The organism is Sinomonas sp. R1AF57 (genome assembly GCF_002224485.1).
Classification (GTDB): Bacteria; Actinomycetota; Actinomycetes; order Actinomycetales; family Micrococcaceae; genus Sinomonas; species Sinomonas flava.
The window spans coordinates 3,829,915-3,846,986 of record NZ_CP022463.1; the positions used below are offsets into that span (position 1 = coordinate 3,829,915).

At 70.8% G+C, this 17,072-nt stretch carries 13 protein-coding genes; 10 read left to right on the forward strand and 3 right to left on the reverse strand.

What is annotated here, in order from left to right:
• Positions 1 to 11 precede the first annotated feature (11 nt).
• Positions 12 to 1,505, reverse strand: coding sequence for a 4-hydroxyphenylacetate 3-hydroxylase N-terminal domain-containing protein (locus CGQ25_RS17750; RefSeq protein ID WP_208711117.1), 1,494 nt, complete (start codon positions 1,503 to 1,505; stop codon positions 12 to 14).
• A 248-nt stretch (positions 1,506 to 1,753) separates the two neighbouring features.
• On the opposite strand from CGQ25_RS17750, the gene CGQ25_RS17755 reads away from it, so the two are divergent.
• Positions 1,754 to 3,121, forward strand: a complete 1,368-nt coding sequence (locus CGQ25_RS17755) for an MFS transporter (protein WP_208711118.1) — start codon at positions 1,754 to 1,756, stop codon at positions 3,119 to 3,121.
• Between the two features lie 161 nt (positions 3,122 to 3,282).
• On the forward strand, positions 3,283 to 4,617 hold the full coding sequence (locus CGQ25_RS17760) for an NtaA/DmoA family FMN-dependent monooxygenase (protein ID WP_222703681.1): 1,335 nt from the start codon (positions 3,283 to 3,285) through the stop codon (positions 4,615 to 4,617).
• A gap of 18 nt (positions 4,618 to 4,635) precedes the next feature.
• Here the strand turns inward: CGQ25_RS17760 and CGQ25_RS17765 are convergent, their stop codons facing one another.
• Entirely contained in the window at positions 4,636 to 5,571 is a 936-nt protein-coding gene (locus tag CGQ25_RS17765) for a LysR family transcriptional regulator (RefSeq protein WP_208711119.1), read from the reverse strand.
• Between the two features lie 79 nt (positions 5,572 to 5,650).
• Between CGQ25_RS17765 and CGQ25_RS17770 the strand changes: the two genes are divergently transcribed.
• The 4 genes from CGQ25_RS17770 (at position 5,651) to CGQ25_RS17785 (ending at position 11,521) form a co-directional block, all read left to right on the forward strand.
• Entirely contained in the window at positions 5,651 to 7,303 is a 1,653-nt protein-coding gene (locus CGQ25_RS17770; protein ID WP_208711120.1) for an FAD-binding oxidoreductase, read from the forward strand.
• A gap of 116 nt (positions 7,304 to 7,419) precedes the next feature.
• Positions 7,420 to 9,399: an NAD(P)/FAD-dependent oxidoreductase gene (locus CGQ25_RS17775; protein ID WP_222703682.1), complete on the forward strand. Its 1,980-nt coding sequence runs from the start codon at positions 7,420 to 7,422 to the stop codon at positions 9,397 to 9,399.
• Positions 9,396 to 10,817, forward strand: coding sequence for a carboxylesterase family protein (locus tag CGQ25_RS17780; RefSeq protein WP_208711121.1), 1,422 nt, complete (start codon positions 9,396 to 9,398; stop codon positions 10,815 to 10,817). Before CGQ25_RS17775 ends, CGQ25_RS17780 begins: the two co-directional genes overlap by 4 nt.
• Before the next feature lie 29 nt (positions 10,818 to 10,846).
• On the forward strand, positions 10,847 to 11,521 hold the full coding sequence (locus tag CGQ25_RS17785) for a GntR family transcriptional regulator (RefSeq protein ID WP_208711122.1): 675 nt from the start codon (positions 10,847 to 10,849) through the stop codon (positions 11,519 to 11,521).
• 29 nt (positions 11,522 to 11,550) lie between these two features.
• Here the strand turns inward: CGQ25_RS17785 and CGQ25_RS17790 are convergent, their stop codons facing one another.
• Positions 11,551 to 12,834 carry an ATPase gene (locus CGQ25_RS17790; RefSeq protein WP_255405436.1) on the reverse strand — a complete coding sequence of 428 codons (1,284 nt, stop codon included), beginning with the start codon at positions 12,832 to 12,834 and terminating at the stop codon, positions 11,551 to 11,553.
• 203 nt (positions 12,835 to 13,037) lie between these two features.
• On the opposite strand from CGQ25_RS17790, the gene kynA reads away from it, so the two are divergent.
• From kynA to CGQ25_RS17810, 4 genes are all read left to right on the forward strand, one after another.
• Entirely contained in the window at positions 13,038 to 13,907 is an 870-nt protein-coding gene (gene kynA, locus CGQ25_RS17795) for a tryptophan 2,3-dioxygenase (RefSeq protein WP_208711123.1), read from the forward strand.
• A gap of 2 nt (positions 13,908 to 13,909) precedes the next feature.
• Positions 13,910 to 15,202 (forward strand): kynureninase, encoded by a 1,293-nt coding sequence (locus CGQ25_RS17800; protein WP_208711124.1) that lies wholly within the window; start codon positions 13,910 to 13,912, stop codon positions 15,200 to 15,202.
• On the forward strand, positions 15,199 to 16,053 hold the full coding sequence (locus CGQ25_RS17805) for a PaaX family transcriptional regulator C-terminal domain-containing protein (protein ID WP_208711125.1): 855 nt from the start codon (positions 15,199 to 15,201) through the stop codon (positions 16,051 to 16,053). The genes CGQ25_RS17800 and CGQ25_RS17805 overlap by 4 nt, the downstream gene beginning before the upstream one ends.
• 125 nt (positions 16,054 to 16,178) lie before the next feature.
• The gene (locus CGQ25_RS17810; protein WP_208711126.1) at positions 16,179 to 17,048 is read left to right on the forward strand and encodes a PaaX family transcriptional regulator C-terminal domain-containing protein; all 870 of its coding nucleotides are present in this window, start codon (positions 16,179 to 16,181) and stop codon (positions 17,046 to 17,048) included.
• Positions 17,049 to 17,072: the final 24 nt, after the last annotated feature.

The window sequence follows — 17,072 nt, forward strand, 5'->3', positions numbered from 1 at the left end:
TGGCTTCGGCCTCAGGCGTTGCTCGCCGCGAGGTCGTCGAGCTCTTCGGCCGGTGCCGGTACCGGCGCGATGCCGGCCTCGGCGAACATCGCCGCTAAGGCGCCCGTCTCACCCTTGGCCTGGGCCTTCCGGTGGTCCAGCGCCCGGGCACGTGCCACCGAACCGAGGTAGAACCGCTCGTACAGCTCGATCCGGCTGCCGAGGGCGGAGCCCGCGAAGTCCCAGGCGGTGCGGAAGATGCGGGCGCGCTCCTCAGGGGCGATCCCGTTCGCGCCGGGCAGGTACTTGTGGAGCAGCGGCCCCAGCCGGGGGTCCTCGAATGCGCTGGCCGTCGGGGTGGCGAGCAGGTTGTGAGAGCCCATGGACTTGATGATGTCGTTGACCCGGGCCATCCACACGGGCAGGACCGTGCGCAGCGACGAGATGTCGTCGTGGCAGAAGAAGGCGCCGCCGCCCCAGTCCGAGGCGCGGTTCTCGGCATCCGACACCACCGCACGGGCGATGCGGAGGTAGGAGTAGATCTCGCCCAGCATTGCGGCCGTGTCCGGCTTGGCCTCGGTGCCGGTGACCCGGGCCATCTGGGTGCAGAGATCGTAGGCGAACTCGAGCTTGACGGTGGCACGGATCGCCGTCTGCTGCTGCGTGTTGCCGGTGGCCGTCGCCGCATTGATGGCGTTGTACACCCCCAGGTCTCCGTCGATGAAGACCCGCTCCCAGGGGACGAGGACGTCGTCGAAGATGATGACCGCGTCCTGCTCGTCGAACCGCGAGGAGAAGGGCCTGTCGACCACCTCCATGTCCACCCCGTAGTGGTCTCGGCAGACGGCGACGACGCCGGGGCTCGCCACCGGGATCGCGAAGGAGAGGGCGTACTCCTCGAAGCCCTTCTGGATCGGCGTCGCGGGGTAGACGTAGAGCTCGTCGGCGATGGGCCCTAGCGTGGCGAGCATCTTGGCGCCCCGGACGACCAGGCCCTGCTCAGTGCGGTCGACGACGCGCAGCGTCAGCTCCTCGTTGATGCCCTGCAGTTCACCGACGCTCTTGTCGATGGCCGCGTGCACGATCGTGTGGGTGAGGGCGAGGTCCTGCTCCTGCACGAGCCGCCAGTAGGCCTCCAGACGCTCGAAGTACACCGGGTCGCCGGAGCGGTCATAGATGTCCTTGCGGCTCGCATGCCCGGCCAGGACCACGTTCACGTAGTCAGGGGTGCGGCCCAGCATGCCGTTGGAGTACCGCGCGAGCCTGTCGAACGCCCGGTGCCGGCGGCCGATGTCCTCCGCGCTGCGCGGCCGCATGAGGGACACGTTGTGCTGCTGGCCGGTCTCGGGATCCATCATGAGGCAGTCGTCGGCGTACTTGTGCTGGTAGTCGAAGTACGCGGCCATTCCCGAGATGGAGCCCTGGAAGGCGGGGTGCGTCGAGACGTCGATGCGTGCGTTGCCCAGCCATACCTCTCGGCTGTCGACGAGCCCAGCTCGGTACTGGTCTCCCGTGCGTGCCACCATCGGTGACCTCCTTCTGTAGTGGCCGTCGGCCAGAAAATATAATCTTGAATCGAGATTACAAAGTCGGCGGTTGCGACGCAAGTGTTTCTGCGATCTGCCTCACATGTACGGGTGTCCTCGCGTGCGCAGTCAAGGAGGGGTGGCGGTGGTCAAGAAAATATTTTCTCGGCCGAAAATGTTCAAACTGAGCTCCGCGTATGCCATCCTGTGGTGAGGACCACATGACATCCCCGCCGGAAGGCCCGCACATGACGCACGCAACGACGCGAGCTGGGAACCCCTCGGACTCGCTGAACACCAAAGACCTGCGCCGGATCCTCGCTTCGAGCGCGATCGGCTCGATCATCGAGTACTACGACTTCATCCTCTACGCCACTGCCGCATCCCTGATCTTCGACAAGGTCTTCTTCTCGAACCTGCCCCCGGGTGTCGCCCTCTTCGCCTCCTTCGGCACGCTGGCTGTCGGCTACATTGCCCGTCCGCTCGGCGGCGTCGTCTTCGGCCACTTCGGTGACCGGGTCAGCCGAAAGCGCATGCTCGTGGTCTCGATGCTCCTGATGGGCGTCGCGACGGTGGCGATCGGCCTCCTTCCGACCCAGTCCCAGATCGGCCTCGCCGCTCCGATCCTCCTCGTCATCCTCCGGGTGGTGCAGGGCCTCTCCGTGGGTGGTGAGTGGGGAGGCGCCACGCTCATGGCCCTCGAGCACGCACCCGAGTCAAAGAGGGGCTTTGCCGCCGCCTTCGCCAACGCGGGCGGGCCGGCGGGCGGACTCGTCGCCACGTTCGTCGTCTCCGGGGTCTCCGCGCTGACGGGCCCCGCCTTCCTCGACTGGGGCTGGCGCATCCCGTTCCTGCTCTCCGCCGTCCTCATCCTCATCGGCCTGCTCATCCGCCTCAAGGTGGCCGAATCGCCGGTCTTCCAGGCGCTGGACTCCGAGGCGGAGGAGTCGCGGAAGCGGAAGAGGTTCCCGGTAGTCGTGGTGTTCCGCCGGCACTGGCGCCCGCTCGTGCTCACGCTCGTGGCATCCCTCGGCTTCTACACGATGCAGGGGTTCCTCACCTCGTGGGGCGTGTCTGTGGCCAACGCGGAGGGGGTCTCCCGGGAGGGAATCCTCAACGTCAAGGGCATCGCCGCCGTCGTGACCATCATCGGTTGCTTCGCCGCCGCCCGGGCCAGCGACAGGCTGGGCCGCAGGGCGGTGCTCGCTGCCGGCGGGGTTCTCGGGATCCTCTGGGTCTACCCGGCGCTCGTCCTCCTCCACAACGGCACCCTGTGGGGCTTCTCGGTAGCCGTGATCGTCGGCAACGGGCTCGTCCAGGGCCTGCTCGCCGGGCCCATCGGCGCCTACATCTCGGAGCAGTTCCCGCCCGAGGTCCGCTACACCGGGTCGTCCCTGTCCTACCAGGCGGCATCGACACTGGGGGCAGGCCTGACGCCGATGCTCGCGACCCTGCTCGTCATGGTCGACGGCAGCTTCGCCCTCGTCGGGGTGGCCTGGGCGCTGATCCTCGTCGCGGGCCTGGTCGCTGTCTTCTTGAGCCGAGAAGGGACGCGGCTCGGAGCGGACGCCGCTCCTCGTGCGGAGACGGGGAAGACGCGCGCCGCCGTTCGCTGAGCACGGCTGGGCCTCGTCTGCGGATCATGGTTCCGCCTGTGCCGTAAAGCCTATTTCTTAGAACATTGAGCCCTGATTTCGATGCTTTACCAGATGAAGTTGGGGTCCCACGATGGAAGTACACCGCGGCGATGCAGCCGGGTGCCCTGAAAGGAACTCTCATGACCAACTCGCGCGGACACCACATGGTGCTCACCACCTTCATGCTGCCGGCGGGCTACCACAAGGACAGCTGGCGCATGGCGGGCAGCCGGGCCGACGAACTCGGCAACTTCGACTTCGTCGCGGACCTCACCCGCATGGCCGAGGCAGCCAAGCTCGACGCCGTCTTCTTCGGCGACATTGCGCACGCCAACACGGTGATGCGCGGGGACATCAAGATGAACGGCTTCTACGAGCCGATGACGACGCTCGCCGCGCTCGCCGCGGTGACGAAGAACATCGGCCTCATCGGCACCATCTCGACGTCCTTCTACGAGCCCTACAACGTGGCGCGCCTGCTCGCCGGGCTTGACCACATGTCGGGTGGCCGCGCCGGCTGGAACATCGTCACGAGCTCCGACGGCTACCAGAACTTCGGGCTGACGGAAGCCCCCGACGGGCCCACCCGCTACCGGCGCGCGACCGAATTCGTCGAGGTCGTCCAGAAGCTCTGGGACAGCTGGGAAGACGGCGCAGTCATCAACGACCGCGACTCGGGCTGGTACACCGACACGTCGAAGATCCACGCGATCGACCACGTCGGCGAGTACTTCCGTGTTCAGGGCCCTCTTCCCGGCCCCCGGTCGCCGCAGGGGCGTCCGGTGCTGGTCCAGGCCGGGTCGTCCGGCCCCGGCGTCGAGCTCGGGACCTCGGTGGCGGACGGGATCTACACGGCCCAGCCCCTCCTTCAGCCCTCCATCGAGTTCTACGCGGACTTCAAGGCCAAGGCCGCCGCGAAGGGCCGGGACCCGGAACTGATCAAGGTCATCCCGGGCATCCTCCCGATCATCGGCGACACCCAGGCCGAGGCCGACGAGCTCGCGGAGGAGCTGGCGCGCAACATCCACATGGAGAACGGGCGCCGGCAGGTCGGCGCTGACCTCAAGCTGGACCTGTCCTCCCTCGACCTCGACGAGGCGATCCCGGTCGAGTGGTTCACGGAGGATCCTGCGCGGGGCTCCCGCTACCACATCTACCGCCGCAAGAGCGTCGACCAGGGCATGACGCTGCGCGAGCTCATCGTGGACCTGGCCCGTTCGACCGGCCACCAGTGGATGGCCGGGACGCCGGGTGCCATTGCCGACCGGATGATCGAGTGGTTCGAGGCCCGGGCATGCGACGGGTTCAACCTCAACTCTCCCTTCAACCCCGGCGGCTTCGCACTGATCTGCGACAAGCTGGTGCCGGAGCTCGCGGAGCGCGGCTACTTCCGCCACGAGTACGAGGGCACCACGCTGCGCGAGAACCTCGGCCTCCCGTACCCGTCCGCCGTGCGCGAGTCGTCGCTCGCCTGAGCGTCCGCCGTGAGCCCGTCAGTCCCCGCCACGCTCGGTGAACAGCTCGAGCGCCACGTCGATCCAGGCGCGTGCCCTGACCGAGGGGCGTGTGCTGCGGGGGCTCGCGAGCGCGACCTGGACTGGCCGGGACAGCTCGGCCCGTGCGCGCAGCGGGAGGAGCCGTACGCCGAGCTCGGCGTACGGCGCCTCGAGCGCGGTCTGCTGGTACAGGACCGCGACGCCGCGCCCCACCGCGACGAGGGACCTCACCGTTGCGTACGAGCGGGAGCGGTGCCGCACCTGGGGAACCGCGCCGGCATCGTGGAGGAGCTGCAGCACCCGGCTCCCCAGGGGAGGGGAGTCGAAGAGGACGAGCGGTTCGTGCGCGATGTCCGTCAGCCGCACCCCCTCCGCTTCCGCGAGCGGGTGGTCGGCTGGGACGAGGACATGCGGGGCCGCGTCCGCCAGGGCGACCGTGGTCAGCGCAGGGTCCACGCCGGCGTCGTACACGAAGGCGACGTCGAGCGCTCCGGCGAGGAGCCCCGCCTGCACGTCCTCGTGGAAGCCCTCGACGAAGTCCACCTCGACTCCCGGGCACTGGCGGGCGAAGTCGGTGAGCATGGCCGGGATGATGGTCGGCCCGAGCGTGATGTCGCAGCCCACCGTGAGGGGGCCCCGCAGCTGCGAACGGTCCTCCCGGGAGAGCGCCGCGATGGAGTCCGCAAGCCTGAGGAGTTCCCGGGCCATCCCGAGCACCTGGCGGCCCGTCGCGGTGAGGGCGACGCCCTTGGCGCGGCGTTTGACGAGCAGTTCGGCGCCTACCGCCCGCTCGAGTTCGCCGATCGACGTGGAGATCGCCGACGGGGCCATGTGCAGCCGACGAGCCGCCTCGGCCAAGGTCCCGGACTCGGCCGCGAGGACGAAGTGCCAGGCCTGCCGGAGGGTGAGCGCGGGCTGCTGCTCGGGGATCATGCGCCGAGCCTAGCCGGTTGCAGGAGCCTTCCTCGGCCCGGCTGCTGAACAAGCCTTGAGAAAAACGAAGGAAATGAACATGTCCGCACATTCCGTCCTGTCCGCAGATTCCGCCACGGACTCCCGCGAGGAGTTCCTCCGCCGCGCCGCCGAGATCATCGGCGACGAGCACGTGGTCCGCCCCGACGTCCAGGACGGCTACCTCGACCCGTACCCGCTCAATCCCGGCCGTTCGGCATGGCCCGGGGTCCGGCCCGCAGGCACCGAGGAAGTCCAGGCCCTCGTTCGGCTCGCCGGCGAGACCGGAACCCCGCTGTGGACGTTCTCCCGGGGGAAGAACCTGGGCTACGGCGGCCCGGAGCCGCGGGACCAGGGCATGGTCGCGCTCGACCTGTCCCGCATGAACCGCATCCTCGCCGTCGACGACAGGCTCGGCTATGCCGTCGTGGAACCGGGAGTCACCTTCTTCGACCTCTTCGAGTACATCCGCGAGCACGGCCTTAATCTCTGGATGAGCGTTCCGGCGCTCGGCTGGGGCTCGATCCTCGGCAACATGCTGGACCGCGGCTACGGCATGACCCCTCTGGGCGACCACGTCAAGAGCCTCTGCGGCGTCGAGGTCGTGCTCCCGGACGGCGACCTCCTGCGCACCGGCATGGGAGCGATGGAGGGCACCGACCTGGGGCCGATCTTCCAAGGAGGGTTCGGCCCCACCCTCGACGGGCTCTTCACGCAGTCGAACCTCGGCGTCGTCGTCTCGGGTGGCCTGTGGCTCATGCCCGCCCCCCAGGCGTTCGCCAACGGGGACATCATGGTCGAGCGCGAGGAGGACCTCCCAGCCTTGATCGACGTGCTCACCCAGCTTCGGCGCGAGGACGTCATCCAGAACAACGCGCTGTGCGGGAACGTCGTGCGCGCCGCAACGATGCGCGGGGCTCGGAAGGACTTCTGGGACGGGGAAGGGTCGATCCCGGACTGGCGGCTGGAGGAGATGCGGCGCGACTTCGGCATCGGGCAGTGGAATGCCAAGTTCGGGCTGTACGGCGACCCGGGACTCGTCCGCAGGCGGCTGGAGATCGTCCGGGACCGCGTCACCGCTGCCGTCCCGGGAGCAAGGGTGGACGCCCGGGTGTACGAGGGCGAGGAAGGCCGCCGGCTCGACCACGAGCGCATCGCCGAGGCGGACCGCACGCAGATGGCGGGTGTCCCGACGCTGAAGCCCCTCTCCACGATTGCCTGGGCCTCCGAGAACGGCGGCCACATCGACGCCGCGCCCATCATCCCTGCGCGCGGCGAGGAGGTGTACGCGTTCTACCAGGAGGCCAAGGCGCTCTACGCGGAGTACGGGTTCGACCTCTACATCGGCTACCACCTGTACCCGCGGCACATGGTGCACGTGACCATGATCTTCTTCGAGCGCGGCAACGAGGAGATGCTCGCGCGCGCCCGAGAGCTCTACACGCGCCTGCTCGACGCTGCCCGTTCCCATGGCTATGCGCCGTATCGCAGCCACGTCGACCACATGGACCGCATCGCTGCCGGCTTCGACTTCAACGACCGTGCGGCTCTGCGCTTCCAGGAGCGACTCAAGGACGCTGTCGACCCCCGCGGCATCATCTCCCCCGGCAAGCAGGGGGTCTGGCCGGCGCGGTTCCGGCAGGCGCATACCAGTGAGCAGGGGAGCATCCCCCGCGCTGAAGCCGAGCACACCGCGTCCACCGCGGCCAACTGAGGCACACTGCTACCAGAGCAAATAATGCATTTTTCTTGTTTATTGCATTTTAACCGATACTATGGACGGAGACGTGATGCCGCTCACGGAGCGGCGCGTGATCCGAGGAGAGCACTGTGACTGAATCCCTGGCCCCTGCCGACGTGCTGAGCGGCATCGACGACCTCTACACCCGCGACGAGTACACCCCCATCACCGAGGATGATGCGTTCTTGACGCGTATCGTCCAGAGCGTGGAGCTGCCCGCCCTCATGGTCGCGCTCGCGGCCGCTACCGGAGACTTCAGCCTCCTGCGCGACCGGCTCCGGCCCCCGCAGCCGCCGGTGGACACCGTCGGCAAGCCGCATGGCGCCATGAGCGCAGAGCAGCAGGCCGAGGCTCGCGCCCTCGCCCTCGAGGCCCTGAAGAGGGTCCGCGACGAGCGCATCACCCGGGTCCGCACGCTCTCCGACGCCGAGGCCGACGCGATCGTCGACTGGATCACCAACGGCGCCGACGATGCCTACCGCCCCCTCCTCAAGCACGACATGGCCCTCGCGCCCCAGTCGAACGGACGCCCCCGCTGGCGCGTCGACGAGGTGGCCCCAGGACGCAACTTCACCGCCGCCGTCATCGGCGCCGGAGTCGCTGGCATGGCCTCGGCGTACCGGCTCAAGCAGGCGGGGATCGACGTGCGGGTCTTCGAGAAGGGCCATGACGTGGGAGGGACGTGGTGGAAGAACACCTACCCCGGCGTGCGCCTCGACACCCCCAACTACGCCTACTCCTTCTCCTTCGCCCAGCGGGACGACTGGCCCCAGCAGTTCTCCGAAGGCGCCGAGATCCACGCGTACACGAGGGAAGTCGCCGAGCGGGGCGGCTTCCTCGACGACATCGTCTACGGGGCGGATGTCCAGGCCATCACCTGGGACGAGGGCTCCCGCATGTGGGACGTGCGCGTCGCGGTCGACGGCGTGCCGGCCGTCCACCGGGTCAACGCCGTCTTCACCGCGGTCGGCCAGCTCGACCGTCCCAAGATCCCTGACACCCCAGGCCGCGAGACGTTCACCGGCGCGCAGATGCACTCCGCCGAGTGGAACCACGGGGTGGACCTCACCGGCAAGCGGGTCGCGGTGGTCGGAACCGGCGCGAGCGCGTACCAGATCGTCCCGGCGATCGTGGACCGCGTCGCGTCGCTCACGGTCTTCCAGCGCAGCTCGCCGTGGATGCTGCCCACGCCCATGTACTACGACAGCATGCCGGATGCCGTCCTGTGGCTCTCCGAGCACCTGCCCCACTTCGGCCAGTGGCTGCGCCTGTGGCAGCACTGGCTCGGCGTCGAGGGCCGCCAGCACACCACTGTCATCGACCCGCAGTGGACCCGTCCTGACTCCATCTCCGAGGTCCACCACCGGGTCCAGGAGTCGCTGCGCGCGCTTCTGGCCGAGCAGTACGCCGGCCGCCCCGACCTGCTGGAGAAGGTCACCCCTGACTACCTCCTCGGCGGCAAGCGTATGCTGCGTGACAACGGCGTCTGGGCGGCGTCCCTCCGCAAGCCCCAGACGCAGCTCGTCACCTCGGGACTGGGCCACTTCGTCCCCGAGGGCGTCGTGGACGGAGACGGGGTCCTGCACGAGCTCGACGCGGTCATCTACGCCACGGGGTTCCAGGCGAGCGAGTTCCTCGAGCCGCTCTCCATCACGGGCCGCGGGGGGCGGGACCTCCACGCCTACTGGGGCGGCGACGCGAAGGCCTACCTCGGCATGACCGTGCCCGGCTTCCCGAACCTCTTCATCGTCTCGGGGCCCAACACCGGCCACGTGGTCAACGGCAGCCTCTTCTCGATGATCGAGTACGGCCTCGAGTACGCGCTCGACGCCATCCGCCGCGAGCTCTCCGAGGGCTGGTCCGCGCTCGACCTCAAGCAGGAGGCCCTGGACGAGTTCTACGAGCGGCTCGATGCCGCCAGCGCCACCAAGGCCTGGGGACATCCCAGCGTGCACACCTGGTACAAGAACCGGTTCGGCCGGGTCTCCCAGATCTGGCCGCTGCCGGTGCTCGAGTACTGGAACCTCACGCGCTCCGTCGACCCCGAGCAGTACGAGCCGATCGCGTGAGCGCCACGGCCACCCGGGGCCTGTGCGAGGAGCACGTCCCCGGCGGGCGGGGCGCCGTCGTGCTCACCCGCTGTCGGTGGGCGCGGCTCGGCGGTCCAGCGGACGACGGCGTCCTCCCGCCCGCCGTGCCCGTCCCGCCGGCCGCGGTGGGAACCGTGGAGGACGCCGTGGTCTTCCCCCAGCAGCCCGGGGGTCTGGACTGGCTGCTCGGCCCCGCGGCAGGCGAGGTCGAGCAGGACGAGGACGCCTTCCAGATCAGCGTGTACGCTCCCGCCGAGGCGGCTCCCGGCGCTCCCCTCGTCGTGTTCCTGCCCGGTGGCGGGTACGTCTCGGGCGGTGCATCGGTCCGCTGGCACGACGCGTCGGCCCTGGCCGAAGCGATCGGCGCGGTCATCGCAGTCCCCGCCTACCGGCTCGGGGCGGCCGCCTGCTTCAACCCCGGCCCCGACGGCACTGCACCGGCCGTGGCGGACGCCGTCGCGGCGGTCCAGTGGGCCATCGACCACGCCGCCCACTTCGGCGGAGACCCGGATGACGTGACCCTTGCAGGCCAGTCGGCCGGGGCGTGGCTCGCGTTCGCAGCCGCGCAGGATCCCGCACTCGCCGGGCGGATCAGGCGGCTGGCCCTCTACAGCCTGCCGTACCAGCCGCCGCCCGGCCCCGAGGGCGCCGCTGCCCGGCGCCGCGTGTTCGCCGAGGCGCTCGCCGGACCGGACCCGTCGGCGGCCACGCCCGGCGTCCTCGTGGCCGCCTCGGCGGAGGTGAACCAGGCCTGGGCGGGCCGCGGTCTGGGAGTCCAGCCGCTTGCTGGCGGTCGGCTTCCGGGCGGCGTCCAGGACTGGGATGCAGCCGTGGGGCGCCTGGCCGGCGTGGAGCATGTCCTGCTGGCGACGACGGCCCATGAGGCCCGTGCCTTCATTCCGCCGCACGCGGCCGGCCGCCTGCCCTCGGCGGCAGCGGACGCGTACCGTGCAGCCCACTTCGCACGGCCCGCCGAGCTGCCTGCCGCTGACAGTGCGTGGGGGCAGATGACCGCCGACATGACGGAGCACCAGTTCGCCAGTGCCGCCCGAGAACTGGCGGGGCACCTGCGTTCGGCCGGGGTGGCTGTCCACGTTTCCCGCCTCGACATCGAGGCGGCCGGTGGTGCCGGCGCTGCCCACTGCTTCGACGTGCCGTTCCTGTTCGGGGACCGCGGCCAGTGGCGGGACTCGCCCATGCTCGTGGACCTTGAGGACGATGCCTTCGACGCCGTCGCCGCCGTCTGGCGCGATCCGCTCGCCCGTGCCGTGGCGGGCGCAGCGCCCACCACGGCGCCGGGCGAGGTCCGGGCCGTGGGGTTCGCGGACGGCGTCGTGCACGTCGACCACGTGCCCGACCCCGCCCGCGGCGAGCCGGTACGCAGGGCTGAGCCGTGACCAGCCGGCCGAGAGCCTGAGGAAGGGGCATGGGAACGGCTGGACGGCAGGCGTACAGCATGCTGCGCGCCGCGATCCTCGACGGTGTGTGGCACCCGGGGGAGCGCCTCGCACCCGGTGCGCTCGGCGCGAGGCTCGGCACGAGCACCACGGTGATCCGCGAGGCCCTCACCCGGCTTGCGGCTGAGGACCTCGTCACCCTTCGGCCGCAGCGTGGGTTCGCTGTCCGGGACCTTGATGTGCAGGAGCTGCACGACCTGACGGAGCTGCGGTGTCTGACCGAGGTGTACGCGGCGCGGCTGAGCCTCGAGCGTGGGGACGTCGCGTGGGAGAGCGCGGTGATGGCCGCCTACCACCGGCTGACGCGTACGCCGCGGCGGGACCCGGAGGGTCCTTCCGTCACCACTGCTGCGTGGCAGGAAGCGCACCGTGCGTTCCACGAGGCGCTCCTGTCGGCCTGCGGGTGCGCGCCCGTCCTCCGGCAGGCCAGCCAGCTCGGCCGCACCACCGAGCTCTACCGGCGCTGGGCCTCCGCCGCGCCTGCCGCGTCGCAGCGGGACGTCGAGGGCGAGCACCGCGGCCTGCTCGAGGCAGCACTGGCGCACGACGTCGAGGCGATGGCCGCGCGCCTTCGGCACCATTACGAGGCGACGGCGGAGATGGTCCTGGACGCGGGCCTTGCGATGGCCCAGACGGGAGGGTGAGCCTCGGCGGCCCCGCGAAGCCGACAGGTCTAGAGCCCGCGGGCGACCGCGGCGGCCGCGGCGAGCCAGGCCCGCTGGGTGGCGGGCCGGAGGGAACCGTAGCGGAGCGGGCCTCCGACCATGGCAGGGTCGTGGGGGATGGTGACGACCTCGCGTGCGAGCTCGCGGTACCCGTCCGCGATCCGGCGGACCTGGTCCGCTGTCGCCCTCGGATCGGCTTGGCTGACGATGGCGATGGCCTGCTGGGCGAGGCTGGCAGAGTGCTCGTCCCGCTCTGCCAGCGCCTCCAGGAGGAGGGCGCCGGCCTCGGCGTGGTCGTCCCGGGTGGTGGTGGCGACGACCAGTTGGTCGGTGCGGTCAATCATGCGCAGCCACATGGGATCGCTCTCGTCGTTGCCGCTGTCCATGAGGATCAGGCGGTAGTACTTGGCTGCCACCGCATGGATCACGTCGACATCGTTCGGCTCCACGCGCTGCTCGTGGGCAAGGGCCATGGGCTTGCTTCGGAGGACATCGAAGCGGTCGCGGGTCTGATGGTGCACGAATCGCGCGAGATCGGCGGACTGGGCGGCGATCCCGAGCAGAGGTTCGACCTGGGGCAGGAGGTCGAGCACGGTGGCCTCGTGCGGTCCCTGCTCGGTGCGCCAGCCGAGCGTTCCGCGGGTCTGGTTGTTGTCCCAGGCCAGGACGCCGGCGCCGCCCTCGCGTGCGAACACGGCGGCGAGGAGGATCGTGCTGGGGGTCTTGGAGGCGCCGCCTTTGCCATTGACAACCGCGATCGTGCGGGGTCCCGGCCAGTGCTGGCTGACGGCCTGAACGTCCGCGCGCTCGGCGCGCTCTGCAGCGCTGGGCGGCATCCGGAACCCGGAACGGGTGAGGATCCCTCGCCATCCCTGCGTCGCAGGCTCCTCCGCCTGTTCCTGAGGGAGGAAGGATGTGCGCGACGGGTGCGGCCTGGCGGATCCCGCGGGAGGCCGGCCGGGCTCCCGCGGGGGGCCCTGCGGCCCCACGCCGGTGGCAGCGGGGGCCGGGACCTCTGTGAAGGTGCCGTCCGGTGACACGACAACGAGGCTCTGTCCGTCTCCATCCCTCGTGGTGACCTTCACGGGCCGGCCGAGCCGGACCGCCGTCCCGGAGATGAGGTTCAGGGCCTCTCGCAGCGCAGCAAGTTCGTCGTCCGCCTGGAGCGGGTGGGACGTGCCGTCGATGGTGACCTCGCCGGTGCCGTCGGCGCGCAGGACGGCGTCGATCTTGGGGAAGTCGAGGGCGTGGGGTTCCATCATCTCCGCCTTGCTGTCGGCATCGAGACGCATCCAACCTGCGGGCGCTGCACCGAGTTCCTTCGGAGCGGATGGCCTCGTGCTTGTGTCTGTGGGGGTCAAGGTACAGCAGCGCAGTGACGGCCGAGAAGGAGGCAGCCGTCAACCGGCCCACTCATCCGTGCGGCACACGGCGCCTCGGCGGAGCCGCGATTTCATTTGCTTGACGTTCGTCACCTAGCTGATATCGTGGGGATATGCCCCAGACCAGCCCCGCCGAGCCCGCCGGCGTCCGCCGGATCGAGGACGGCGTCCGCACCGACTTCCGCGGCGCCATGACGTACGGGCGCTACCTCGCCCTCGACGAGCTCCTCCACAGCCAGCGCCCGCAGAGCCAGCCCGAGCACCACGACGAGCTGCTCTTCATCGTCCAGCACCAGACGAGCGAGCTGTGGCTCAAGCTCGTCCTGCACGAGCTGCTCGAGGCCCGCCGCCTGATGGACGCCGACGACCTCGGCAAGGCCCTCAAGTGCCTCGCCCGCGTCAAGGCGATCCAGCGGACGCTGACCGAGCAGTGGAGCGTCCTGGGCACCCTCACCCCCCGCGAGTACTCCCAGTTCCGCGGCTCGCTCGGCAACTCCTCGGGCTTCCAGTCGTACCAGTACCGCGCCATCGAGTTCGTGCTCGGCAACAAGCACGCGAAGATGCTGGACGTCTTCAGCTCCGAGCCCGAAGCACACGCGCTCCTGTCCCGGATCCTCGGCGAGCCCACGGTCTACGACTCGTTCCTCGCGCTCGTGGCCCGCAGCGGCTACGACGTGCCGCGGGACGTCCTCGAGCGCGACGTGCGCGAGCCGTGGACCTTCCGCGAAGACCTCGTGCCCGTGTTCCAGCGGATCTACGAGGAGGACTCCACGCCGTGGGGCCTCTACGAGGCCTGCGAGAGCCTCGTGGACCTCGAGGACAACTTCCAGGCGTGGCGCTTCCGGCACCTGCGCACGGTCCAGCGCACCATCGGCTTCAAGCGCGGCACTGGCGGCTCCTCCGGCGTCGACTTCCTCAAGCGAGCCCTCGACCTGACCTTCTTCCCCGAGCTGTATGCCGTCCGCACGGCGATCGGAGCCTGATCATGACCCTCCCCAGCACCCCCGCCTCTGCCGCGCACGACGCCGGCCGCGCACCCGGCGCCGTCGGCCTCCCCACGCTGGACGCGGCAGCGCTCGACGCCGCTGACCCGCTCGCGGCGTTCCGCGGCCGGTTCCTCGAGCCCGAGGGCGAGCCGGTGGTCGCGTACCTCGACGGGAACTCGCTCGGACGGCCGCTTGCCGACATCGGCGACCGGCTCGCCGCGTTCACGGCTGGGCCGTGGGGCCAGCGCCTCATCCGGGCCTGGGACGAGGAGTGGATGGACGAGCCGTTCCGGCTCGGCGACCGCCTCGGCGAGGTGGTCCTCGGGGCCGCGGCCGGGCAGACCGTCGTGGCCGATTCGACGTCGGTCATGATCTACAAGCTGGTCCGCGCAGCGCTCGACGCCGCCGGGCGGGGCCGGGATGAGCTCGTGATCGACCGCGAGAACTTCCCCACCGACAGGTTCCTCGTCGAGGGCATCGCCGCCGAGCGCGGCTCCACTCTCCGCTGGGTCACGCCGGACCCCGCCACCGGGGTGACCGCCGCGGACGTGGAGGCCGCGCTCTCGCCGCGCACCGCCGTCGTGCTCCTGAGCCACATCGCCTACCGGTCCGGGTACGTCGCCGACGCGCCCGCGATCACCGACGCCGTGCACCGCGCCGGGGCGCTCGTGGTGTGGGACCTGTGCCATTCGGCGGGGTCGGTGCCGGTTGAGCTGGACGCGTGGGGCGTGGACCTGGCGGTGGGGTGCACCTACAAGTACCTCAACGGCGGCCCGGGCTCGCCCGCGTTCGGGTACGTGCGCGCCGGCCTGCAGGAGACGCTGCAGCAGCCGATCTGGGGCTGGATGGGCGCCGCCGACCCGTTCGGCATGACCGAGTCCTATGTCCCTGCCGCCGGCATGCGCCGCTTCATCACGGGCACGCCGCCGATCCTCGCCATGCAGCCGCTCTCCGCCATGGTCGAGCTGATCGCCGAGGCCGGCGGGATCGACGCCGTGCGCGCCAAGTCCGTGCTCCTGACCGAGTTCGCCGCGGCCCTCGCGGACCGCGATCTGGCCCCGCTCGGGGTGCAGTTCGCGAGCCCCCGCGACCCGTCCGTGCGCGGCTCGCACATCACCATCAACCACCCGCGCTTCCGCGAGGTCACCGCGCTGCTGTGGGAGCGGGGCGTCATCCCCGACTTCCGGCCCCCGCACGGGCTGCGGATCGGGCTGTCGCCGCTGAGCACGTCTTTCGCGGAGGTGGAGGCCGGGATCGAGGCGATCCGGGCCGCCCTGACCGAGCTCGCATGACCCAGAGCCTCCAGACGGGACGCGAGCCGCGCGTCGCGGATGACATGGTCTCGCGCCCCGGCAGCGCCGTCTCCCTCCTGCGCACGGTGGTGGGGCTGTACCTGCGCGAGGCCGGTGGCTGGATGCCCACCGACGCGTTCCTGGCCCTGCTCGGCGCCCTCGGCGTGCCCGTGCCGCAGGCCCGCACGGCGCTGAGCCGCGTCAAGGCGCGCGGCCTCCTGCAGGCTCAGGCGCACGACGGCGTCCCCGGCCTCGCGCTAGCACCCGGCGCCGAGGCGATGCTCGCCCGGGGCGACCGGCGCATCCACGAGCCGCGGGCCATGGCGGCCGACGGCGAGTGGTGCCTCATCGTGTTCTCCGTGCCGGAGGCGATGCGGGATGCCAGGCACCAGCTCCGCAAGCAGCTGAAGTGGATCGGCTGTGGCACCGTCGAGGCCGGGGTGTGGATCTGCCCGGACTTCCTGCGCGGCGAGGTCGAGGACGCCGTCGAGGGGCTCGGCCTGTCGGGCCATGTGGTGCTGTTCACCGCGCGGGGGCTGCCCCCGGGGCCGGTCGCGGCAGGGCAGGTGCGGCAGTGGTGGGACCTCAAGGGGATCGCGCAGCTGCACCGGGAGTTCGTCCAGGGGCAGTCGGGCGTGCCGGAGCACAGCCGGAGTGCCGCCGAGAGCTTTGCCGCCTACGTCGGATGCATCGACGCGTGGCGGGTCATCCCGTACCTCGATCCGGGACTGCCGCCCGAGCTGCTGCCGCGGGATTGGCCCGGGCCGGAGTGCATCGCTCTGTTCCTGCGGATCCGCGAGGCCCACGCGGGCCCGGCGGCCGACTTCGTGCGGGGCGTCCTCGCCCCGTAGGGCCAGTCCTTGCGGGGTCGCGTCCCGTTCGTTGCGGGGTCTCGTCCCCTGACGCGCTGGGCTCACCCTCTCGTCGCCCCCGCGCTCAACCCGGCCCCGCCAGGTCCGGCGGTAGGCTCGGAGGCATGTCCACCGTCGCCGCAGCGGAGTCCAAGGCCGCGGCCGCTTCCCCGCGGCACCAGCAGCTGATCGTCACAGTGTTCGGCCTCTACGCGCGAGAGCACGGGGGCGTCCTGCCGGTCGCGGGACTCGTGCGGCTGCTCGGAGACCTCGGCGTCGAGGGCGCCGGCGTGCGCTCCGCGGTCTCGCGGCTCAAGAAGCGCGGCGTCCTCGAGAGCGTCAAGCTCGGCAACGCCGCCGCCTACCGCCTCGGTCCCGGCCTCGAAGAGGTCTTCTCCGAGGGCGACGAGCGCATCTTCTCGCCCCGCCGCGCCCGCCCTGAGGACCCGTGGCTGCTCGCCGCCTTCTCTGTGCCAGAGTCCCAGCGCGCGCTGCGCCACCAGATCCGTGCGGCCTTCACACGTCTGGGCTTCGGCGCCGTCTCGCCGGGGCTGTGGATCGCCCCGGCCTCACTCGAGCGGGAGGCCCGGCGCCGCCTCGCCCGGGCGGGTGCCGCCGGCTACGTCGAGTTCTTCCGCGCCGAGTACGCGGACGACGGCGAGGGGTCGGGCATGCGCGGCCGCGTCGCCGAGTGGTGGGACCTGGAGGCGCTCGACGCGACCTACGCGGAGTTCGTGGAGGGCCAGCGCGAGGTGCGCGAACGCTGGGAAGGCGCGCCGGCGCCGTCGTCCGCGGACGACGACGCCGCCGCGTTCACCGACTACGTCTCGCTGCTCACGCACTGGCGGCGGCTCCCGTATCTCGACCCGGGGCTTCCCGCTGAGTACCTCCCGGAGAACTGGCAGGGGCTCGTGGCGCAGCAGCTGTTCGCGGAGCTCCACGCGAAGCTCGCCGGCCCCGCCCGGCGCCATGCCGAGCGGGTCCTTGGAGCGTAAGAACGCGCCGACGCATTGCCCTCG

Bases quoted from the DNA above. Each gene is read 5' to 3' on its own strand.
- CGQ25_RS17760 (WP_222703681.1), top strand. From the start codon at position 3,283: ATGACCAACTCGCGCGGACACCACATGGTGCTCACCACCTTCATGCTG.
- CGQ25_RS17750 (WP_208711117.1), bottom strand. From the start codon at position 1,505: ATGGTGGCACGCACGGGAGACCAGTACCGAGCTGGGCTCGTCGACAGC.
- CGQ25_RS17765 (WP_208711119.1), bottom strand. From the start codon at position 5,571: ATGATCCCCGAGCAGCAGCCCGCGCTCACCCTCCGGCAGGCCTGGCAC.
- CGQ25_RS17770 (WP_208711120.1), top strand. From the start codon at position 5,651: ATGTCCGCACATTCCGTCCTGTCCGCAGATTCCGCCACGGACTCCCGC.
- CGQ25_RS17800 (WP_208711124.1), top strand. From the start codon at position 13,910: ATGACCCTCCCCAGCACCCCCGCCTCTGCCGCGCACGACGCCGGCCGC.
- CGQ25_RS17805 (WP_208711125.1), top strand. From the start codon at position 15,199: ATGACCCAGAGCCTCCAGACGGGACGCGAGCCGCGCGTCGCGGATGAC.
- CGQ25_RS17790 (WP_255405436.1), bottom strand. From the start codon at position 12,834: ATGCGTCTCGATGCCGACAGCAAGGCGGAGATGATGGAACCCCACGCC.
- CGQ25_RS17755 (WP_208711118.1), top strand. From the start codon at position 1,754: ATGACGCACGCAACGACGCGAGCTGGGAACCCCTCGGACTCGCTGAAC.
- CGQ25_RS17810 (WP_208711126.1), top strand. From the start codon at position 16,179: ATGTCCACCGTCGCCGCAGCGGAGTCCAAGGCCGCGGCCGCTTCCCCG.
- CGQ25_RS17785 (WP_208711122.1), top strand. From the start codon at position 10,847: ATGGGAACGGCTGGACGGCAGGCGTACAGCATGCTGCGCGCCGCGATC.
- kynA (WP_208711123.1), top strand. From the start codon at position 13,038: ATGCCCCAGACCAGCCCCGCCGAGCCCGCCGGCGTCCGCCGGATCGAG.